19 protein-coding genes and 1 pseudogene are annotated in these 20,362 nt (G+C 62.4%); 17 read left to right on the top strand and 3 right to left on the bottom strand.

Translation table 11 applies throughout. From position 1 onward, the window contains the following. Positions 1 to 9 precede the first annotated feature (9 nt). From O7A61_RS12595 to O7A61_RS12520, 16 genes are all read left to right on the top strand, one after another. Positions 10 to 390 carry a VOC family protein gene (locus O7A61_RS12595; protein WP_337130065.1) on the top strand — a complete coding sequence of 127 codons (381 nt, stop codon included), beginning with the start codon at positions 10 to 12 and terminating at the stop codon, positions 388 to 390. Positions 391 to 652: 262 nt separating this feature from the next. Continuing rightward, complete coding sequence (locus O7A61_RS12590) at positions 653 to 1,243, top strand: DUF2062 domain-containing protein (protein ID WP_337130064.1); 591 nt, start codon at positions 653 to 655, stop codon at positions 1,241 to 1,243. After that, a complete protein-coding gene (gene acpS, locus O7A61_RS12585; RefSeq protein WP_015318576.1) occupies positions 1,240 to 1,653 on the top strand; it encodes a holo-ACP synthase in 414 nt (137 codons plus the stop codon). The genes O7A61_RS12590 and acpS overlap by 4 nt, the downstream gene beginning before the upstream one ends. Positions 1,654 to 1,731: 78 nt before the next feature. Continuing rightward, positions 1,732 to 2,481: a signal peptidase I gene (gene lepB / locus O7A61_RS12580; RefSeq protein WP_337130063.1), complete on the top strand. Its 750-nt coding sequence runs from the start codon at positions 1,732 to 1,734 to the stop codon at positions 2,479 to 2,481. Between the two features lie 4 nt (positions 2,482 to 2,485). After that, positions 2,486 to 3,211 (top strand): ribonuclease III, encoded by a 726-nt coding sequence (gene rnc / locus O7A61_RS12575; protein WP_140505997.1) that lies wholly within the window; start codon positions 2,486 to 2,488, stop codon positions 3,209 to 3,211. Next, positions 3,208 to 4,128, top strand: a complete 921-nt coding sequence (era, locus tag O7A61_RS12570; protein WP_337130062.1) for a GTPase Era — start codon at positions 3,208 to 3,210, stop codon at positions 4,126 to 4,128. Before rnc ends, era begins: the two co-directional genes overlap by 4 nt. Positions 4,129 to 4,143: 15 nt before the next feature. Continuing rightward, on the top strand, positions 4,144 to 5,052 hold the full coding sequence (locus tag O7A61_RS12565) for an aminoglycoside phosphotransferase family protein (RefSeq protein ID WP_337130061.1): 909 nt from the start codon (positions 4,144 to 4,146) through the stop codon (positions 5,050 to 5,052). 511 nt (positions 5,053 to 5,563) lie between these two features. Continuing rightward, positions 5,564 to 6,724 (top strand): porin, encoded by a 1,161-nt coding sequence (locus tag O7A61_RS12560; RefSeq protein WP_337130060.1) that lies wholly within the window; start codon positions 5,564 to 5,566, stop codon positions 6,722 to 6,724. 131 nt (positions 6,725 to 6,855) lie between these two features. Further along, complete coding sequence (recO, locus tag O7A61_RS12555; RefSeq protein ID WP_337130059.1) at positions 6,856 to 7,632, top strand: DNA repair protein RecO; 777 nt, start codon at positions 6,856 to 6,858, stop codon at positions 7,630 to 7,632. After that, complete coding sequence (locus O7A61_RS12550) at positions 7,629 to 8,147, top strand: PaaI family thioesterase (RefSeq protein WP_027144181.1); 519 nt, start codon at positions 7,629 to 7,631, stop codon at positions 8,145 to 8,147. Before recO ends, O7A61_RS12550 begins: the two co-directional genes overlap by 4 nt. Positions 8,148 to 8,229: 82 nt before the next feature. Next, a complete protein-coding gene (locus O7A61_RS12545) occupies positions 8,230 to 10,968 on the top strand; it encodes a DUF2339 domain-containing protein (RefSeq protein ID WP_337130057.1) in 2,739 nt (912 codons plus the stop codon). Between the two features lie 172 nt (positions 10,969 to 11,140). Next, positions 11,141 to 11,659 carry an RNA polymerase sigma factor gene (locus tag O7A61_RS12540; protein ID WP_337130056.1) on the top strand — a complete coding sequence of 173 codons (519 nt, stop codon included), beginning with the start codon at positions 11,141 to 11,143 and terminating at the stop codon, positions 11,657 to 11,659. Beyond that, a complete protein-coding gene (locus O7A61_RS12535) occupies positions 11,656 to 12,447 on the top strand; it encodes an anti-sigma factor family protein (protein WP_027144178.1) in 792 nt (263 codons plus the stop codon). The genes O7A61_RS12540 and O7A61_RS12535 overlap by 4 nt, the downstream gene beginning before the upstream one ends. 208 nt (positions 12,448 to 12,655) lie before the next feature. Further along, on the top strand, positions 12,656 to 13,753 hold the full coding sequence (locus O7A61_RS12530) for a GNAT family N-acetyltransferase/peptidase C39 family protein (RefSeq protein ID WP_140505981.1): 1,098 nt from the start codon (positions 12,656 to 12,658) through the stop codon (positions 13,751 to 13,753). Next, positions 13,753 to 15,216, top strand: a complete 1,464-nt coding sequence (locus O7A61_RS12525) for a RimK family protein (protein ID WP_140746684.1) — start codon at positions 13,753 to 13,755, stop codon at positions 15,214 to 15,216. Before O7A61_RS12530 ends, O7A61_RS12525 begins: the two co-directional genes overlap by 1 nt. A 15-nt stretch (positions 15,217 to 15,231) precedes the next feature. Beyond that, on the top strand, positions 15,232 to 15,504 hold the full coding sequence (locus tag O7A61_RS12520) for a DUF3303 domain-containing protein (RefSeq protein WP_149903864.1): 273 nt from the start codon (positions 15,232 to 15,234) through the stop codon (positions 15,502 to 15,504). A 16-nt stretch (positions 15,505 to 15,520) separates the two neighbouring features. On the opposite strand, the pseudogene O7A61_RS12515 reads toward O7A61_RS12520, so the two are convergent. Continuing rightward, a pseudogene (locus tag O7A61_RS12515) lies at positions 15,521 to 16,439 on the bottom strand (LysR substrate-binding domain-containing protein). A 112-nt stretch (positions 16,440 to 16,551) separates the two neighbouring features. Here O7A61_RS12515 and O7A61_RS12510 point away from each other — a divergent pair. Next, positions 16,552 to 17,442, top strand: a complete 891-nt coding sequence (locus O7A61_RS12510) for a fatty acid desaturase family protein (RefSeq protein WP_337130055.1) — start codon at positions 16,552 to 16,554, stop codon at positions 17,440 to 17,442. Positions 17,443 to 17,458: 16 nt separating this feature from the next. Here O7A61_RS12510 and O7A61_RS12505 read toward each other — a convergent pair whose 3' ends face one another. Then, positions 17,459 to 19,594, bottom strand: a complete 2,136-nt coding sequence (locus tag O7A61_RS12505) for a putative bifunctional diguanylate cyclase/phosphodiesterase (protein WP_337130054.1) — start codon at positions 19,592 to 19,594, stop codon at positions 17,459 to 17,461. Positions 19,595 to 19,659: 65 nt separating this feature from the next. Continuing rightward, positions 19,660 to 20,295: an HD family hydrolase gene (locus tag O7A61_RS12500; protein WP_337130053.1), complete on the bottom strand. Its 636-nt coding sequence runs from the start codon at positions 20,293 to 20,295 to the stop codon at positions 19,660 to 19,662. Positions 20,296 to 20,362 lie beyond the last annotated feature (67 nt).

Genomic DNA, 20,362 nt, shown 5'->3' with positions numbered 1-20,362 from the left:
GAGGTCGCATTGATCGTCGGTATCGATCATTTCGTGCTGACGGTGGTGTCGCTCGACGCGACCTGCGCCTTTTATCAGCGCGTGCTGGGCTTCGAACGCGTCGACGCGCCGGGCCGGCCGACGGCACTTGCCTTCGGCAACCAGAAGATCAATGTCCACGAGATCAGCCGCACCTTCGAGCCGAAGGCGAAGTCGCCGACGCCCGGATCCGGTGACTTCTGCCTGATCACCGACCGGCCGCTCGATGAATTCCTTGCCGGCCTCGAAGCCAATCACGTAACGGTGGAACTCGGGCCGGTCGAACGCTTCGGCGCGCAGGGGCCGATGATGTCGGTCTACTTCCGCGATCCGGATGGCAATCTTGTCGAAGTCAGCCAGTACCCGCGGTAGCATATCGATCATTGGCTGCGACAATTAGCCGAAACCACTTCTCAAATTCGCCGCGATTGTCCGATGTTGGAGGAGACGGACCTTACCCGAATTTGGCGGTGCGGCCGCTGCGCGGACGGCCTCCAGTTGTTGTCGGGGTTGCGGATGGCTATATCAAAGTCGCGATTGCCTTCTGGCGACCGTAAAGCGCAAGATGTGGTGGTCGAAGCCCGGCTGGAAACAGCGGGCCTGTAAGCTGTGAATTGTCGGGAATAGGAAGAGAGTGCTTTTTCGTCGCCGCAAACCTGATGGTCTTTTCGAGCGGGTGCGCACCTATCTGTGGCCGCGCCGTTCGTTTTCGCGCTCGCTTCAATATTTCTCCAAGCGCATCCTGCGGCTGAAGGCCACCCCGCATGCGGTGGCGGCTGGCGTCGCGGCAGGTGTCTTTGCTTCGTTCTTCCCCGTTGGTTTCCACTTCATCATCGCCGCCGTTCTGTGTTGGGTGATCGCCGGCAATCTGGTGGCAGCGGCTCTCGGAGCCGTGTTTTTCGGCAATCCGCTGACCTTTCCGCTCTTGTGGGGCGCGTCCTGGGAAACCGGCAAGCTCATCTTGCGCGATCGCCTGCCTACGCATGGCCCGCCGGCGCATCTGGGCGAAATGATGCACAAGCTTTCCTTCGCCAAACTATGGCATCCCGTACTGGAGCCGATGCTGATCGGGGCGGTGCCGCTCGGGCTCGTGTTCGGCCTGGTATTCTACGGCATCACGCGCTGGGGCATGAATGTCTTCCGCGAACAGAGGCGCAAGCGGCTGGCAGAGCGCGCGAGACGCCGTGAGCATTCGCCTCATCCCGGCGGAAGCGCCACCCAATGATCATCGGCATCGGCAGCGACCTGATCGACATCACACGCATCGAGAAATCGCTTGAGCGTCATGGCCAGCGCTTCATCCAGAGGATCTACACCGAGGTGGAGCAGGCGCGTTCGGAGAACCGGCGCGCCCGCGCGGCTTCCTACGCCAAGCGCTTTGCCGCCAAGGAGGCTTGCGCCAAGGCACTGGGCACCGGTCTGGCGCAAGGGGTCTTCTGGCGTGACATGGGTGTCGTCAACCTGCCCAGCGGTGCGCCGACGATGGCGCTGACCGGCGGAGCGCTGGCGCGGCTGGAAAAGATCCTGCCGCAAGGTCATCGGGCAGCGATCCACCTGACCATCACGGATGATTTCCCGCTCGCTCAAGCCTTTGTGATCATAGAAGCGCTACCGGTCGAAGAAGCGCCACATTGATTGCATCTGACGACCGGCATTGACGTTGCCCAGCGCGCGCCGAGACTCTATACCATCCAACGCACAATCGAGGACGACATGAGCGTGGCTGAAAAATCCCAGAAGAAATCCGGCGGGCTTGGCGAAACCGTCAGCGTCATCGTCCAGGCGCTTTTGCTCGCCCTGGTCATTCGGACGCTGCTGTTCCAGCCGTTCTCGATCCCGTCGGGCTCCATGCGGCCGACGCTTCTGGAAGGCGACTATCTGTTCGTCACCAAATGGTCCTACGGCTATTCACGCTATTCGCTGCCTTTTGGACCGGACATTTTCTCGGGCCGTATCTGGGGCTCCGAGCCCAAGCGTGGTGACGTGGTGGTGTTCAAGTTCCCGCCGGATCCGTCCGTCGACTATATCAAGCGCGTCATTGGCCTGCCCGGCGACAAGATCCAGATGAAGGATGGCCAAGTCTTCATCAACGGCGTCGGCGTGCCGCGCGTCAAGACCGGCCAGATCGACAATCCCGACATCACGGAAAAGGATTATCCGATCGATGTCTATCGCGAGACGCTGCCCGACGGCGTCAGCTACGACACGCTCGACCTGTCGCCGAACTCGATTGGCGACAACACCCGCGAATTCGACGTTCCCCCCGGCCACTATTTCATGATGGGCGACAACAGGGACAATTCCGCCGACAGCCGCTTCACCGTCGGCTATGTTCCGGCCGAGAACCTGGTCGGCCGCGCCAACCTTGTCTTCTTCTCGATCGCCGGCAAGGCAAGCCCGCTCGAAATCTGGAAATGGCCGTCGCTGATGCGCGCCTCGCGCCTGTTCCATTTCGTCAAGTAGGGTCATGGCGGCACCAAAAAGGTTGACCGCCGATGCGCTCGCCGAAGCGCTTGCGGAACGCACGGGCCATGCCTTTGCCGACCGCCAGCGCCTGCAGCGTGCGCTTACCCATGCCAGTGCGCGAGGCGCCAATGCGGGCGCCGACTATGAGCGGTTCGAATTCCTCGGCGACCGGGTTCTTGGTCTTGTTGTCGCCGATATGCTGCTGGCTGCCTTTCCCGATGCCGCGGAAGGGGAGTTGTCGCTGCGGCTCAATGCGTTGGTCAATGCCGAGGCGCTGTCTGACATCGCCGAAGATATCGGGCTGCCGGACCTGATCCGTGCCGGGTCGGATGTGCGCGGGCTCGAGGGACGCAAGCGCGTCAACCTGCGCGCCGACGCACTGGAATCGCTGATCGCCGTGCTGTATCTCGATGGTGGTCTGGAAGCAGCCCGCGCGTTCATCCATAGATACTGGCAGCCGCGTTCGCGGGCCTCGGGTGCCGCGCGCCGCGACGCCAAGACCGAATTGCAGGAATGGGCGCATCAGGCGGCGAGTGCTGTTCCCGCCTATCAGATCGACGGCCGGGAAGGCCCCGATCACGATCCGCTGTTTACCGTCAGCGTCAAGGTCGGCGCGTTTCAGCCGGCAACCGGCAGCGGCCGCTCCAAGCGCGAGGCCGAACAGGCCGCCGCTGCCGCCCTTCTGGTTCGCGAGGGCGTCTGGGTTCATGAAGGGAGTGCGGCATGACCGCCGAAGACACCGCAGCCGCTCCTGCCACGCATTCCGGCTTCGTCGCGCTGATCGGCGCGCCCAATGCCGGCAAGTCGACGCTGGTCAACCAACTGGTCGGCGCCAAGGTCTCGATCGTCACCCATAAGGTGCAGACGACACGCGCCATCGTGCGCGGTATCGCCACGCACGACAACGCGCAGATCGTCTTTGTCGACACACCGGGTATCTTCAAGCCCAAGCGGCGGCTGGACACCGCGATGGTGACCACCGCCTGGGGCGGCGCCAAGGATGCAGATATCGTGCTGCTGCTGATCGACGCCGAGCGGGGCATCAGGGGCGACGCCGATGCCATCCTCGAACGGCTGAAGGATGTGCGCCAGCCGATGGTGCTGATCCTCAACAAGGTCGATCGGGTGAAGCATGAGGCGCTGCTCGCCCTGTCCGCGGCAGCGAACGAGAAAGTGCCGTTCCAGCGCACCTTCATGGTCTCGGCGCTGACCGGCTCCGGCTGCAAGGACCTGCTCGACTACCTGGCCCAGGCGCTGCCGGCCGGCCCGTGGTACTACCCGGAAGATCAGATTTCCGACCTGCCTATGCGCCAGCTGGCGGCCGAGATCACCCGCGAGAAGCTCTATCTCAGGCTGCATCAGGAACTACCCTATTCCTCGCACATCGAGACCGAGAAATGGGAAGAGAAGAAGGACGGTTCGGTGCGCATCGACCAGACCATCTTTGTCGAGCGCGACAGCCAGAAGAAGATCGTGCTCGGCCACAAGGGCGAGACCATCCGTGCCATCGGGCAGGCCGCGCGGATGGAAATATCAGGCATATTGGAGCAGAAGGTGCACCTGTTCCTGTTCGTGAAAGTGCGCGAGAATTGGGGCGACGACCCCGAGCGCTATCGCGAGATGGGGTTGGAGTTTCCGCATTAGGCGTGATCCCGAGAAGTGAGCGTCGTTTCCGGGAAAGATCAGGTAGCGATCGATGCCGCCTTGGTGCGCCGGCTGATTGCCGCGCAATTCCCGCATTGGAAGAATCTTGCGGTCAGGCCGGTTGATTTTGGCGGCTGGGACAACAGGACCTTTCATCTCGGCGACGAGATGACCGTGCGGTTGCCGAGCGCCGCCGCCTACGCCCTGCAAGTGGAAAAGGAACATCGCTGGTTGCCGAGATTGGCGCCGCTGCTGCCACTGCCCATTCCCGTACCGCTGGCGATGGGCGTTCCGGCCGAGGGCTATCCCTGGCATTGGTCAGTCTATGGCTGGATCGAGGGCGAGATCGCGAAACGGGAACGTATCGCAAATCTGTCGGAATTCGCGGCGGACCTGGCTCGGTTCCTGGTTGCGTTGAAACAGGTGGACGCTACCGATGGGCCCGCGCCTGGGCAGCACAATTTCTTTCGCGGCGGACCGCTGACGGTCTATGACGGCGAGACAAGGCAAGCGATCTCGGCGCTCGGCAACCGCATCGATGCCGGCGCCGCCACCGCCATCTGGGAGATAGCCCTTGCCGCGGCCTGGGAAAGTCCGCCCGTCTGGTTCCATGGCGATGTCAGCCGGGGCAACCTCCTTGTCGAAAAGGGCAGGTTGAGCGCCGTGATCGATTTCGGCACCTCCGGTGTCGGCGATCCATCCTGCGATCTGGCAATTGCCTGGACGCTGTTCGAAGGCGAAAGCCGGTACACGTTTCGCGCCTGCCTCGCGGCAGATGAAGCGACCTGGGCGCGCGGGCGCGGCTGGGCGCTATGGAAGGCATTGATCACCGCCGCCGGGCACATAGGCGTGGCCTCGGCCGAGATCGAAGAATCGTGGCGAGTGATCGATGCGGTGCTGATCGATCGCGAGCGCCAGGCATGAGGCGAGACGCGTGGCGCCGTCATCGGGCGGCGCTGATGGATCAAAAAACCTGCTGTCCCGGCAGCTTTCGCATGGGCCTCTATCGTCGGTTGAGCGCTCAAGAAATTGGCCAGATTTGACTTGAGAATCTGATGTTGAAAAAATAACATATTCGACATTTGTTAGACAGAGTGCGCAATTGACCGAAAACAGATTCGCTAAAAACTGGAAGATTATAGTATAAAGTAGAAGATGTGTGAGATTGTTACATAAAAATGACGATGTGCCATTTGTGCCGATTCGAAAATCGACCTGACTCGGTTAGTGTTATTTGTGCAACACCGATTTAATCTGTGGCGTGAATCCGGCATATTTGCGGAATTGTCATTGAAGGCGGAAGATTGGTGGGTATGTTCGCCGCGAAAAGGGGACGCGATGCGAGCCTTTTTCATTGTGGGGGTGAGGCGGGAAAACATATCCGCCAGCCACAATTCGGAAGCCATTTTAATAACTTGACTGGAGAGGTCAGAAAATGAACATCAAGAGCCTTCTTCTCGGCTCAGCCGCGGCACTGATCGCGGTGTCCGGCGCACGCGCCGCGGACGCTGTCGTCGTCGCCGAACCGGAACCGGCCGAATACGTTAAGATCTGTGACGTCTACGGCGCCGGCTATTTCTACATCCCGGGCACCGAAACCTGCCTGCGCATCGGCGGCTATCTCCGCTACGACATTGGCGTCGGCGATTCCGGCACGTTTGATGGCGTCAACAACGTTCGCGATCACATGGACGGCGGAAACCACGACACCTACTACAAAAATATGCGCTTCACGCTGCGGACGTATACCGGCCAGGAAACCGAGCTCGGCACGCTGAAGACCTTCACCGAGACCCGCTTCCAGTTCGGCAACTCCTCTGGCGACTATGATGGAAGCGCCTCGACCTCCTGGCAGGCCGGCAACAAGACCACCAGCCTCAATTTCGCCTGGATCCAGCTCGGTGGCCTGCGCGTCGGTAAGGACGAGACGGCATACGACCAGTTCATCGGTTACGCCGGCAACGTCATTCAGGACACGATCATCCCCTATGGCATCAAGGACACCAACGTCGTCCAGTACTACTTCGACGCCGGCAGCGGCTTCACGGGTGTGATCTCGCTCGAAGAAGGCACCGGTGCTAACACGATCGACAGCTATGTTCCTCATGTCGTCGGCGGCTTGAAGTACAAGGGCGACTGGGGTGCGATCACCGGCGTCGTCGCTTATGACAGCAACTACGAGGAAGTGGCCGGCAAGGTTCGCTTGGACGTCAACGTCAGCAAGGAACTGTCGCTGTTCATCATGGGCGGCTACGGCACCGACGACAACCTCACGGACGACGCCCACAATGCCATCGACGCACATGGCCGTGGCCAGTACAAGCCGTGGGGCGGCAACTGGGCTGTCTGGGGCGGCGGTACCTACAAGTTCAACGAGAAGACCTCGTTCAACGTCCAGGCTTCGGCTGACGACGACAAGAACTACGCTCTTGCCGCGAACGTCGCCTACACGATCGTCCCGGGCTTCACGATCACGACCGAAGTCGACTGGGATCACTACGGCAATTTCGGCAATCCCTCCATCTACGGCAACTGGTCCAAGGCCGACAAGAAGGACAGCGTCGGCGGCATCGTCCGTTTCCAGCGCAGCTTCTAAATCGACTGACCTCACCAACCGCCCGCAGCACATCGCTGCGGGCGGCTTTTTTATGCGTTGTTGCGAGAGCCGGCCCAGGCGCTCAGGCCCATACCTTGATTTCGCCACCCGATCGGTGAAAAGCTCGTGATATGGAATGGCGCGACGAGGGAATCATTCTCGGCACCCGCAAGCATGGCGAAACCAGCGCCATTCTCGAGGTGATGACGCGTGCCCATGGCCGCCATCTCGGCCTCGTGCGCGGTGGCCGCTCGCGCAAGCTGCAACCCGTTCTCCAGCCCGGCAATCGCGTCGATCTCTTGTGGCGTGCGCGCCTTGACGAGCATCTGGGTACCTTCCAGGCCGAAGCGATCGAGATGAACGCCGCCCGGCTGATGGACAGTGCCATCGCCGTCTACGGCCTTCAGACGATGGCGGCGCATCTGCGCCTGCTGCCCGAGCGTGATGCCCATGGGGGCCTTTACGAGGCGCTTTCGGTGATGATCGTCCACCTGGACGATGCCGACGCCGCCGGCGAGCTGGTGGCGCGTTTCGAACTTCTGATCCTCGATGAACTCGGCTTTGGCCTCGATCTCAGCCAATGCGCCGCCACCGGCACCAAACAGGACCTTGCCTATGTCTCGCCGAAATCGGGACGCGCGGTGTCGCGTGAAGCCGGCGCGCCGTGGCACGACAAGATGCTGGTGCTGCCTGCATTTCTGCAGCGCGGCTCCGGCCTGCGTGCGAATCATGCGGCGATCGCGGACGCCTTCCGCTTGACCGGTTTCTTCTTCACCCGCCATGTCTACGAGCCGCGCGGCATCGATCAGCCCGACGCGCGCGCCGGTTTTCTTGCAGCGTTGCGCAAGCACCACGCAGCGCACAAGCCCATCGCCGGAGAGAACGCGGCCAGAGAAATCATCAGATGAGCGAAGTCGAACTTTATCCAGGCCGGGTCTCGCCGCTCGGCCTCGGCACCATTCCTCACGCCGACATCCTGAAATACACCGGCCTGGAATTGCTTCAGCGAATCATCGACGGCAAATATCCAGCACCGCCGATCTCCTTCCAGCTCAGCTTCGCGTTGACCGAAGTATCGGAAGGTCGCGCCGTATTCCGCGGCGTGCCGAACGAACGTCACCTCAACCCGCTGGGTGGCGTTCATGGCGGCTGGGCGGCGACGCTGCTCGATTCGGCGTTGGCCTGCGCCGTGCAGTCACTGCTCGACAAGGGTGAGGCCTACACGACGGCGGAGTTCAAGGTGAACCTCACGCGGCCGATAACGCCCAGGACCGGTGAGGTGGTCTGCGAAGGCAAGGTGGTCCACAAGGGCCGCACGCTTGCCGTTTCGGAAGCAACGCTGAAGGACGCCAGCGGCAAACTGCTGGCTTTCGGCACCGAGACATGTTCGATATTTCCAGCCGCCAATCTGGCGGCACGTTGAGTTTTCAGCCGTTTGGCCGCCGCATTTGAATGTCAATGAGACGAAATGTCAGTGAAAACTGGCCTGGTTTGGGGGAACCGCCATGTTTGAAAGCCTGATCGGCCTTGTCGCCATCATCGCCTTGTTCGTCATCATTTCGCGCCAGCAGAGCCGCATCGGCCTGATCGAGCGCGAACTTGGCGCGCTGCGCAGTCTCGTGCTTTCGGGCGCGGTGCCGTTCGCGGCCAGGCCGTCGGAACAGGAAGCGGCCGAGGGCGAGGCCAACACGGCACCGGTGGCCGCGCCCGCAGCCGATATCGCCCCGGCAGCAATCAGCGAGCCCGCGCCTGTACGGGCCACCGAGGCGGAAATACCGGCCGCAGAGAGTGTGCCCGGTCCCTGGAGCACCCCCGAGGCAACACGGAAAACGCCAGAGGTCGCGCCGGCCGCGGTCGCCAAAGCCGCTCGCCAGTCCGACGTCGAAACCGCGCTCGGCACGCGTTGGGCGGTCTGGGTCGGTGGCATTGCACTTGCTCTGGGCGGCTTGTTCCTGATCCGCTACACCATCGAGGCCGGCATTTTCGGCCCCGGCGTGCGGCTCACCATGGCGGCCGTGCTCGGTTTGGTGCTGGTCGCCGCCGGCGAGTTCATTCGTCGCACCGGATTCAAGGTGCCGGTGCAAGGTGTTGCCGGCGCTTATATTCCGGCGATCCTCACGGCAGCCGGCGCCTTCATCCTGTTCGGCACCGTCTATGCCGCCCATGGCGTTTACGGCTTCATCGGCCCGGCGCTTGCCTTCACGTTGCTTGGTGCGATCGGCATTGCCACCATCGCCGCCGCTCTGGTCCATGGCCAGGCGCTGGCTGGCATCGGTCTAGTCGGCGCCATGGTGACGCCGGTGCTGATCGCTTCGCAGGCGCCCAATCCCTGGGCGTTGTTCGGCTATCTCGCAATCGTGCTCGCCGCCACCGGCGTCATCGCCCGCATGCGCGACTGGAAAGCGCTGATGGCGGCCGCCTTTTTCGGCACCGGCATCTGGACCATCCTCTACATGACCGACGCACCGGGCGCGAACCTCTCCGCGATCCTGTTCATCGACATTGTGACGCTGGTTGTGCTTGCCCTTGTCTGGCTGAGCAGTCGCGGCGACGAGACCGGACCAGCAAGGTCCTTTGACTGGCCGTCCATCGTGCCTGGACTGTTCGTCGCCTTCTCGGCGCTGGGCCTCTCGGTTGACCCGGTCTTCGCCGCTGCCGGTGATGCCTTGCCGGGCGCGGTGCTGCTTATGGTGATGGTAGCGGTCGCGCTCTACCGCCCGCTGGCGCTGCCACTGCTTTATGCCGCCGGACTGGCGACGGTACTGATCTATCTCGGCATCATCCCGCCGACCTCTATCGCTTCCGATTTTTCGAGCGGCGCTCTGGGTGTTGATGGGGTGCCTTTGGCCCCGGCCAACGCGCTGAGCTTGCGCCTTGGCATCGGACTTGGCGTGGTCTTCGTTGCCGCCGGTCTCTGGGCCGCGCGCCGTTTCGCCGCCTCGGCGCAGATCCGAGCAGCCTCGTGGGCTGCATGGGGTGTCATCGCGCCTCTGGTCATCCTGCTGGCGCTGTGGTTCACCTTCGGCAATCTCGACCGTGACTTTGTCTATGCCGCCGTTGCGGCCCTGCTGGTCGTGGTCTTCGCCGCCAGCGGCGAGTGGATCGCGCGGGCTGACGAACCGCCGCTCAGGGGCGGCGTGGCAGTGTCGTTTGCCTTGGGTGGCGCAGCGGTCGCCGGACTCCTGATGCTGCATATGGCTTTTGATTCCGGCTGGACCACCACCTTGCTCGGTGCCGCGGCAATCGTGCCGGCGCTCGCCACGCGCTGGCGCTATTATCCTGTGCTCGGCTGGATTTCAGTCGCCGCCGTCATCGCGGTGCTTGGCCGCGTCGCCTTCGACCCGACGATCGTCGGCGCCGAGTTCCTGTCAACGACACCGGTCTTCAACTGGTTGCTGCCGGGCTATGGCGTGCCGGCGCTCGCCTTCGGCTTCGCGGCCTGGCAGCTCGCCAACACTACCGATGGCCGACCGCGTCTTGCCATGGAAGCGGCGGCGGCACTGTTCGCGCTGCTGACGCTCGCCATGCTGGTGCGCCACGCCATGCATGGCGGCGTCATCAACAGCGATGCGCCGACGCTCGCCGAACAAGCGATCTACACGCTGATCGCCATCGGTGCCGGCGCCATCCTGATCGCCATCGACAGGCGCTCGCCAAGTTCGGTGCTGCGCTATGGTTCGATGGCGGTGGGCGTGGTCTCGGTCGCCTTCGTCGTCATCCAGCATTTCCTGGTGCTCAATCCGTTGTTCACCGACGAATCGACCGGTCGGATTCCGGTCTTCAATCTTTTGTTCCTGGCCTATCTCGCGCCGGCCGTCGCCGCCGGCGGTCTGGCGCTCTATAGCAGGGGCAAGCGGCCGAAATGGTATTCGGCCATGCTGGCGCTGGTGGCGGCGCTGCTTGCCTTCGCCTATGCCACGCTGTCGGTGAGGCGTCTGTTCAAGGGCGAGTTCATCGGCTTGTGGAGCGGCCTTGGCCAGTTGGAGACCTATACCTATTCGGCACTCTGGCTGGCGATCGGCGTGGCGCTGCTCACAGCTGGCGTCTGGCTGAAATCGCAGGTGCTGCGCATTGCTTCGGCCGGGCTGATCGCGGTTGCCGTACTGAAAGTCTTCCTCTTCGACATGTCGGAACTGGAGGGTGTGCTCAGGGCGCTGTCCTTTATCGGTCTGGGTGCGGTGCTGATCGGCATTGGCCTGTTCTACCAGCGGCTTTTGACGCGGGCGGCGAAGGAAAAAGGATAATCGCCTGCGATCATTGGTTTTCTTTGTCGGTCGGGAATAAACCGGCACCCCCCGGCGTTATCTCGTTGCTTGGGTGACCGGAGCGGTGGACCGCTTCGCGCTGGCCGCTTGCGCCGTGCCGGGAAGGCGCGTTCAATCGAGATCAACAAGGGCGACCTCAGAACCAGCGGTCATGAACGAAAAGAAGGCAGCAATCCTTGGCGAAATACCGCGCCTGCGACGCTACGCACGCTCGCTTTTGCGCGACCGCGATGCTGCCGACGATCTCGTTCAGGACTGTCTTGAGCGCGCGCTGTCGCGGCTCGACAATTGGCAGACAGGAGAAAGCCCCAGGAGGTGGCTGTTTACGATCATGCATCATTTGTTCATCGACCAGATGCGCAAGGTGAATCGCCGCGGCGAAGCGGCGATGCTGCCGCTGGAGGCGGGCGAGACGGTTGCGCAGCCGCCCGAACAGTTGGAGGGCATCGCTTCGCGCGAGATCATCGACGCATTGCAGGCGATCAGCCCGGATCGCCGCGCGGCGCTGGTCATGGTCGCCATCGAAGGCTTTTCCTATGCCGAAGCCGCCAACATTCTGGGTGTGCCCGCGGGCACGCTGATGTCGCGCATCGCGCGTGGCCGTGAGGAACTGCGTGGGTTGCTGGACGACACAGCACGCCGCCGAGCCATAAGGATCGTCGAGAAATGATCCGCCGCGATTTTTCCGAACGGGACATCCACATGGCGCTCGACGGCGAACTGCCGCCCGATGAACGTGCCGCCTACGATGCCTGGCTCGACTCCAATCCCGAGATGAAGGCCAGGAGCGCCCGCTTCACCGCCGACCGGGAGGCATTGCGCTCGGCTTTTGCCGGCGTACTGGATGAGGCTGTACCAGTGCGCCTGCGCAAGGTGGTGCTCGGCGAAGCGCCTGTTAAGGTTGTGGTGCCACGCTCACGCTGGTGGCTTGCCGCCGCTGCGGCCGTGCTTCTCGCCACGGGCGGATTTGGCGGCTACTTTGCCGGCATCGGCGGCCTCGGGCAGGAGGATCCGGCGGAGGATCAGCTCGCCGAACAGGCGATCGCCGCCCACGTCATCTATGCCGCCGAGAAGCGGCATGCGGTGGAAGTTCCGGCCAGCGACAAGGATCATTTGCAGACCTGGCTGTCCAACCGGATCGGCCTGAATCTGGTGGTGCCGGACCTGAGCGCGAACGGCTTCCAATTGGTTGGTGGCCGGTTGCTGCCGGCCGGCGAAAGCAAGGCCGCGATGCTGCTTTACGAAGACGACAAGGGCGAGCGCATATCCCTCTTCGTGACGGCGGAATCGACCGAGAATGCCAAGGGTACCTACGCTTCGGCGCAGGACGGTCCGCAGGCGGTCTACTGGCTGGACAAGGGCTATGGCTGTGCCGTCGTCGGTTCGCTGCCGCGCGAGCAATTGGCGGTCGTGGCCAAGAGCGCGTATGGCCAGCTTTTGGCTGGGCTGGCCAGTTGAGCCGGTTGCGAACTTGCGCGGCCGACTGACTTGAAAACAGCGATTGCGTTCAAAGCTTGCCAGCTTCCCTGTCGTGGCGGAAACTGTCACAATTCGGCCCTAATCAAGGAGCGATAGCGCTTGATGAATACCGGCGCTTCGGCCGGTGTTCGCGACGCTTTTGACCGGGGCCGTTTTCCGCAACGCAATCGAGGTTTTCTCAAGCCGCATGCCTGCCGAGATCCGCAAGGCCCGCGCGTCAGACGTCGATGATCTCGCCGCCATCGAGAAAGCCGTGTTCTCGAGCGACCGCATTTCCCGCCGCTCCTTCCGCCAGTTCATCGAGCGGGAGACCGCCGAGACGCTGGTCGCCGAAATCGATGGCCGCGTAGGCGGTTATGCGATCGTGCTGTTTCGCAAGGGCAGTGGGGTGGCACGGCTCTATTCCATAGCCGTCGGACCGTTCTTCGGCGGGCTCGGCATAGGCCGCCAATTACTGTCCGCGGCCGAAGAGGCAGCCTTCGAACACGACCGCATGATGCTGCGTCTCGAGGCGCGCGAGGACAATGGCCGCGCCATCCATATCTACGAGCAGGCCGGCTACCGCAAGATTGGCCGTGAGCCGGGGTACTACGAAGACGGCGCGACGGCGCTACGCTATGAAAAAACCCTGCGCGGCGACCTTCCGGTCGCCACCAGGGTGCCGTTCTACCAGCAGACCTGCGAGTTCACCTGCGGTCCATGCTGCCTGATGATGGCCATGGCCAATTTCGATGGTGGCTTCGTACCCGACCCGGTGATGGAAATCCGCCTCTGGCGCGAGGCAACGACCGTCTTCATGATGTCTGGACCAGGCGGCTGCGAACCATTCGGTCTGGCCGTTTCGGGGTACGAAAGCGGGCTTGCTGCGGAGATTTACGTTTCCTTCTACGGCGCATTGTTCCTGCAATCGGTGCGTAGCGAGGAAAAGCGCCGGGTCATGGAACTGGCACAGGTCGACTTTCGCCGCCGCGCGGAACTTTACGGCATCCCGGTGAATTACCGTCCGTTCACCATCGACGATATCAGGGCGGCTCTCGCTGGTGGCAAACTGGTGCTGGTGCTGATCAGCGGCTTCCTGATGTTTGGCAAGAAGGTGCCGCACTGGGTGCTGGCCATCGGCGATGATGGCGATCATATTCTGATCCACGATCCGTGGGTCGAGGATGAAAGGCAGGAAACCATCCTTGATGCCGCCAACATTCCCGTGCCTTACGGCATCTTCATGAACATGGCGCAGTTCGGTCGCGACGGACTGCGTGCCGCCATCACTTTGGGAAAGAGATAATGACCTGGGTCATTCTTACCGGCAGGCAGAGCGATCTCGACCAGGTGGCGACACCGCACAAGATCATCACCAATCGTGACTATCTCGCGCATCCCTCGCTGTTCCGCGGCCAGCGGCCGAAGGTCATTAACCTGTCGAACAACTACGGCTACCAGAGCCGCGGTTATTATGCGTCGCTGCTGGCAAGTTCGCGCGGCCACAAGGTCATCCCGACCGTCGAGACGATGATCGACCTGTCGGAGCGCAAGCTCTACGAGCACGCCTTGCCGGAACTGGAACTGGCGCTCAACAAATGCCGCAAGGATCTCGGCGGTATATTCCCGGCGAAGGTCTGCATCTTCTTCGGCATCGGCCCGTCCAAGGTCTGGGACCGTTTTGCCAAGCTGTTGTTCGACTGGTTCCGGGCGCCGGCGCTCGAAGTCCACATCAAGGACAGCGCCGAATGGGCTTCGATCCGCAAGATCGGCTTCCACCCGCTGGCGCGCATGACCGAGGACGAGGAAAAGAGCTTCATCCAGTGCCTGGAGACCTACACCAACCGTGAGTGGCGCGACACCAAGGGCCGCACGCCGGCGCGGTACACCTTCGCCACGCTGGTCGACCCGCATGAGGAATTGCCGCCCTCGGAAATCTCCTCGCTGCGCTACTGGGCCAAGATTGCCGAAAAGATGGGGGTCGAAATCGAGCCCATCACCAGGAAGGATCTCGCCAAGCTCGCGAATTACGATGCGCTGTTCATCCGCGAGACCACCTCGATCTCCAATCATACCTATCGTTTCGCCCGCCGCGCCCAGCAGGAAGGCATGCCTGTCATCGACGACCCGCTGTCGATGATCCGCTGCACCAACAAGGTCTATCTCAACGAACTGATGGCCTACAACAAGGTGCCAGTGCCGCCGACGGTGATGATCGCCGGCGCCTCCGATCTCGAACTCGCGGCGCAGACGCTGGGTTTTCCCCTGGTGTTGAAGATCCCGGATTCGTCATTCTCGCGCGGTGTCAAGAAATGCGCCAATTTCGAGGAGCTGAAGACGCTTGCCACCGAATGGCTCGAGGATTCCGATCTTCTGATCGCGCAGAAATTCATCCCGACCGAATATGACTGGCGTGTCGGCGTGCTCGGTGGCCAGCCGCTGTTTGCCGTGCATTATCTGATGGCCAAGAAGCACTGGCAGATCGTCAACCACAAGGCCAATGGCAAGCCCGACCAAGGCGGCATCAAGACCTTCACGCTGAAGGAGACGCCGCCTCACGTCGTCGAGACGGCAGTGAAGGCTGCGCGCTGTATCGGCGATGGTCTCTATGGGGTCGACCTCAAGGAGACCAAGGACGGCGTCTTCGTCATCGAGGTCAACGACAACCCCAACCTCGATCATGGCTGGGAGGATTCCGGCGAGAAGGATGAGGTCTGGGTGCGGCTGACGCAGTGGTTCCTGGAGCGGCTGGACAGGCCGGGACGGTAATCAACCGAGGGGAACATGCAGTTCATCGTCATCGAGGATTTCACCGGCTGCGACCGCAAGGAAATCTATCGCCGGTTCCGCGACCGTGGTCGCCTGAAGCCGGAGGAGCTTGTCGTGCATCATAGCTGGATCGCGGCCGATATGAGCCGCTGTTTCCTGCTGGTGGAGACCGATGACGTCACGCTGCTGCAGCGATGGGTCATCGAATGGGCTGATCTGGTCGAGTTCGAGATCGTGCCCGTGGCGGCCAACAAGGACATGGTGGCGGCCTTGAGCGGGCACCTCTGACCATCGCCCAACCCGTTCAGCGCAGCGCCGGCGAGCCCACGGCGCGCTGGCATTCATCGATCAGCCAATCGCGGAACGCGGCCACGACGTCGCACCTCGCGCTTCGCTCCGGGACGGTCAGGCAATAGGGCTGTCGCAGGGCAATTGCGCTCTTGGCGGGGCGGACCAGCCGGCCGTCCTCCACCGCCTCGGCACAGTAGATCCCTTGCGCCAGTGCCACGCCCAGCCCCGAAATGGCGAGGTCGAGGGCCGCGCGCGACGAATTGGCCGAGAGGCCGCGCCGTACCGCCCGGCCAGATTGGGCACCCGCCGCCTCGAACCAGTTGCGCCAGGCCGGAAACGATGCGCCGGTCGGTCCCCAATCCGTGTGAATGAGCGGCAGCCCGGCGAGCGGCTCGCCGCCCGCCTTGATCATGCCGGCAAGCTTTGGCGCGCAGACGGGGTAGACCGCATCCCTGGCAATGTCCTCGGTCGGATGCTCGCGATAATGCGGGCCGTAGGAGAGCCTGATGTCGATCAGCTCGCGGTCGAACGGCACCGGGTCGTCATCGCCCCGGAGCGATATGTCGGCGGCGCCATGGCTTGCGACGAAGCCGGCCAGACGCTGCGAAAGCCAACCCATGGCCATGGATGGCGGTACCGATACCACGAGGCGCGGGCGGAATGCGTCGCCGGCAAGCTCGCGCGAGACGCTGCCGATCTCCTGAAAGGCCACGGTCAGCCGCGGCAGCATTTCCACGCCGGCCTCGGTGAGGACAACGCGCCCGGTTGACCCGCTGAAACAGCTTGCGGCCCATCTGCTCCTCCAAGGTGCGGATAAGCTGGCTGACGGCGGCGGCCGAAACCGACAGCTCCTCCGCCGCCGCGGCAAAGCTGCCCGTACGTGCCGCGGCCTCGAAAGCCTGAAGCCCTTTCAGGGATGGAGATGTGACCATTGCCGCCCAATAGATAAGCTTACCTTATCCAAATCGCAGGAATCGTCGTTTTTGGAAAGCTTTTTCGCCGGCTAGAGTGGTCGTCATCAATCTCCAGCCTGGATCGAAGCCGATGGACCATCGCGACATCATCGCGTCACTGACACCGGAAGAGCGCAATCGCCTGACGACCAAATCCGATGTAGCGGGCCTGTTCCAGCTCTGCGCTCACTTGGGCGCGATTGTCATCATTGGATCGTTGATCGCGGCCAAGGTGCCGTTCTGGCCATTGCTGATGTTGCCGCAGGGCATTCTGATCGTGTTCCTGTTCACGCTGTTGCACGAGACGGTTCACCGCACGGCTTTCGAAACACAGCGGCTGAACGACGGCGTGGCGCGGCTGTGCAGCCTGGCGATCGCGCTGCCGGCCGACTGGTTCCGCTACTTCCATTTCGCTCACCACCGATTCACGCAGGATCTGGAGAACGATCCCGAGCTCGCTTTCCCCAAACCCGAGACCTTGCGGCAATACATTGTCCACGTCTCGGGCCTCCCGGTGTGGTGGGGGCATGTCAAGACGCTGTATACCAATGCAGTTGGTGGTAGTCAGGAGAGCTATGTGCCGCCGAAAGGTCGACCCAAGGTACGGGCCGAGGCGCGCGCCATGATTGCCTTCTACGCTGTGGTCATTCTGCTCACCGTCTATTTCCGGCTCACCGTGCTGCTCTATGTCTGGATCATTCCCGCACTACTCGGGCAGCCATTCCTGCGCCTCTATCTGCTGGCCGAGCATGGCCGCTGTCCGTTCGTCGCCAACATGCTGGAGAACACAAGAACCACGCTGACCAATTGGGTGGTGCGCAAGCTGGCCTGGAACATGCCGTTCCATGCCGAGCATCATGCCTATCCCGGAGTGCCGTTTCACCAATTGCCGCGGTTTCACGCTCTGATCGAGCGGCATCTGAAGGTGGTCGAGCCCGGCTACGTCAGCTTCCACGAGAAATACCTGGAAACATTGAGCTGACATTGTCCCGATGCCGTCAGCCGGTTTGGCTGCGCGTCGCACGCGACTTCAATAGGCGCTGGATCTCGGCCGGCTTCGATGGCACGCCGATCAGATAGCCTTGCGCCTCGACACAACCATTGTCGCGCAGCATGTCGAGTTGCCTCTCGGTTTCGACGCCCTCTGCCGTGACCACGATGCCAAGCTCGGCACCCAGCCCGATGATGGTGCGAACGATCGCCGCCGAGTCGCGGTTGCCCATGTCGCGAATGAATGATCGGTCGATCTTGATCTTGTCGACCGGAAAACGTCTGAGGTAGCCGAGCGAGGAATAGCCAGTGCCGAAATCGTCCAGCGCGATGCGGATACCGAGTTCACGCAACTGGCGCAGCGTTTTCAGCACGGCTTTGCTCTCGTCCATCAGCACGGTTTCGGTGATCTCCAGTTCCAGCTGTCCGGCCGGCACGCCGGAAAAAGCCAGCGCCGAGATGACGCTGCGGGCAAATCCGCTGCTTTTGAGCTGCACCGCCGACACATTGACCGCGATGCGCAAACCCGGCGGCCAGCTAGCCGCCACCGCACAGGCTTTCCTCAGCGCCCATTCGCCAAGCGGCACGATCAGTCCTGTCTCTTCGGCGACCGGAATGAAGTCGTCCGGCGCCACCCTGCCGCGCGCTGGTGAATGCCAGCGCATCAAGGCCTCCGCGCCGATGATCTCGCCCGAGGCGATGTTCATGATGGGCTGGAAATCGAGATCGAATTCCTGGCGCGGCAGTGCCGCCTCCAGATCGACTTCAAGCGCCCGGCGGGCCTGCACCACTGCGTCCATTCCAGGTTCGAAGAAGCGATATAGGTTTCGCCCATCGTTCTTAGCCCGATAGAGCGCCGTATCGGCGTTCTTCAGCAGCGTGTCGGCGTCACGGCCATCGGCGGGGAAAACGGCGATGCCCAGGCTGACGCCGACATGCATGTCCCGGCCCTTGTCGCGAAATGGTTTTGCGATTGCCTCGACGATGCGTTTCGCCAGTTTCTCGGCATCGGCAATGCCCACGGAGTTGGATTGGATGACGACGAACTCGTCGCCGCCGAAACGGGCGATCATATCTGCATCATTGCGCAGGCAACGCTGCAGTCTTTCGGCCACACTCTTCAACAGCCAGTCGCCGGCGGGGTGTCCCCAGGTGTCGTTGACCGCCTTGAAGCGGTCGAGGTCGAGCGAGAAGATCGCGAGCGGTGTAGCGGCCACATCCTCCAGCGCAAGGTCGAGCCGCTCGCGAAACATCGATCGATTGGGCAGTCCGGTCAGCATGTCGTGATGCGCGAGATGGGTCATGCGCTCTTCGGCCAGGCGGCGTTCCGTGACGTCGTCGAACGTCGCTACCCAACCGCCGCCACTCATTGGCTGGCGCACGACCAGAAACGTCCTGCCGTCGGCAAGATGGCGATAGGTCGAATGCATTTTTCCCGCCCGCCGGCAGGCTTCGGTCTTGGCGACTTCGCTGTCGACGTCGATCTTCGTGTAGATGCCGAGTTCCAGCAGTCGTTCGAGCGCGTCGCGATGGGTCGTTCCAAGCGGGAAGTCGGCCGCCGTGACGTTGTACAGTTCCAGAAAACGCCCGTTGCGCACGATCATTTTGCCGTCGGCGTCGTACATCAGCAGGCCTTGCGACATGTTGGCGAGCGCTGCGTCGAAGCGGCGATGCTGCTCCTTGAGATCCTGCTCGGCGCGCCGCTGTTCAGTAATATCCTCGTAGATCGAGACCCAGCCGCCCGAAGCCAGCGGCCGGTGCGAGATAAGGATGATGCGGCCGTCCGACAGGATTTCTTCGTAGGTCGAAGGCTTCGCCTGGTCGATATAGGGCTTGCGGATGGCATAGAGCTCGTCGGCGCTTTGCGAGGCGACGCCGAGATCGACGCTGTGCCGCAGGATATCGAGGAAGCGGATGCCTGGCCGTATCAGCTTGGCGTCGAGGTGGAAGATGTCGATGTAGTTGCGGTTGCAGATGATCATGCGTTCATCGGCGTCGAACATGCACAGGCCATGCGACATGTTTTCGACAGCGGCTGAAAAACGTTCGTTCTGCTCGCGCAGCTCATCTTCAATGCGGCGCGACCGCTCCACGCCTCCGGCCACCCGTTCCGGGACGATCGAACCATCCTTGACGACGGGCATGAGGCGCCCCTGCGGTGTTTGATCGAACACCACACTGTTGACGCTTTCGGTTAATTTAGCGTTTTCTACCCTAATGCGGATGTCGCAACGTGATGCCTTGACGTCTCGATCGCCGAAAACCGCTTCAGGAACGCATTCTGTGCCCAGATCACCGAGCGTGGCGTGAAGTCGAAACGTTCGGCTGAAAAACCGCGCGGGCGGCCGAAGAACTCGGTCGCCTCCGCGGTCGAAAAGCCGGCGAGCAGCGTAGCCTCGAAATAGGCGGCGATCTGGTCGGCGCGCTTGATCTCCTTGCGCAGGGCAGCGGCCGGTTCGGGAGGCAGCGAGAAACGCAGATGGATGGCGCGCTGCAGGCGCAATTCGCAGTCCTTGTAGCTGCCGCCCATCACCGACTTGAATGGCGAGATCATGTCGCCGATGACATATTCCGGCGCGTCGTGCAGCAGTGCCGCCAACTGGTCGTCGGCCGAAGCCTGCGGCACCAGCTCGTTGAACAGCGCCTCGACCAGCAGTGAATGCTGGGCCACCGAGAAGGCGTGCTCGCCGCTGGTTTGGCCGTTCCAGCGCGCGACGCGGGCAAGCCCATGGGCGATGTCCGAAATCTCGATGTCGAGCGGCGAGGGGTCGAGCAGGTCGAGCCTGCGGCCGGACAGCATGCGCTGCCAGGCGCGTGGTGGCACACCGGCGCGGTCTGCCGCCATCAGGCTTCCTCCGCGCCGGCGGTTTCCTGCGGGAAACTGAATTTGGCCCAGGCGGGGATGGTGAGCG

This window comes from Mesorhizobium sp. Cs1321R2N1 (assembly GCF_037179725.1).
Taxonomy (GTDB): Bacteria; Pseudomonadota; Alphaproteobacteria; order Rhizobiales; family Rhizobiaceae; genus Mesorhizobium; species Mesorhizobium salmacidum.
Note: the sequence above shows the minus strand (reverse complement) of the source record. Positions and strands in the feature narration are given on the sequence as shown.

Bases quoted from the DNA above. Each gene is read 5' to 3' on its own strand.
- O7A61_RS12520 (WP_149903864.1), top strand. From the start codon at position 15,232: ATGCAGTTCATCGTCATCGAGGATTTCACCGGCTGCGACCGCAAGGAA.
- recO (WP_337130059.1), top strand. From the start codon at position 6,856: ATGGAATGGCGCGACGAGGGAATCATTCTCGGCACCCGCAAGCATGGC.
- rnc (WP_140505997.1), top strand. From the start codon at position 2,486: ATGGCGGCACCAAAAAGGTTGACCGCCGATGCGCTCGCCGAAGCGCTT.
- O7A61_RS12525 (WP_140746684.1), top strand. From the start codon at position 13,753: ATGACCTGGGTCATTCTTACCGGCAGGCAGAGCGATCTCGACCAGGTG.
- lepB (WP_337130063.1), top strand. From the start codon at position 1,732: ATGAGCGTGGCTGAAAAATCCCAGAAGAAATCCGGCGGGCTTGGCGAA.
- era (WP_337130062.1), top strand. From the start codon at position 3,208: ATGACCGCCGAAGACACCGCAGCCGCTCCTGCCACGCATTCCGGCTTC.
- O7A61_RS12500 (WP_337130053.1), bottom strand. From the start codon at position 20,295: ATGGCGGCAGACCGCGCCGGTGTGCCACCACGCGCCTGGCAGCGCATG.
- O7A61_RS12560 (WP_337130060.1), top strand. From the start codon at position 5,564: ATGAACATCAAGAGCCTTCTTCTCGGCTCAGCCGCGGCACTGATCGCG.
- O7A61_RS12535 (WP_027144178.1), top strand. From the start codon at position 11,656: ATGATCCGCCGCGATTTTTCCGAACGGGACATCCACATGGCGCTCGAC.
- acpS (WP_015318576.1), top strand. From the start codon at position 1,240: ATGATCATCGGCATCGGCAGCGACCTGATCGACATCACACGCATCGAG.
- O7A61_RS12540 (WP_337130056.1), top strand. From the start codon at position 11,141: ATGAACGAAAAGAAGGCAGCAATCCTTGGCGAAATACCGCGCCTGCGA.
- O7A61_RS12510 (WP_337130055.1), top strand. From the start codon at position 16,552: ATGGACCATCGCGACATCATCGCGTCACTGACACCGGAAGAGCGCAAT.
- O7A61_RS12545 (WP_337130057.1), top strand. From the start codon at position 8,230: ATGTTTGAAAGCCTGATCGGCCTTGTCGCCATCATCGCCTTGTTCGTC.
- O7A61_RS12505 (WP_337130054.1), bottom strand. From the start codon at position 19,594: ATGCCCGTCGTCAAGGATGGTTCGATCGTCCCGGAACGGGTGGCCGGA.
- O7A61_RS12530 (WP_140505981.1), top strand. From the start codon at position 12,656: ATGCCTGCCGAGATCCGCAAGGCCCGCGCGTCAGACGTCGATGATCTC.
- O7A61_RS12550 (WP_027144181.1), top strand. From the start codon at position 7,629: ATGAGCGAAGTCGAACTTTATCCAGGCCGGGTCTCGCCGCTCGGCCTC.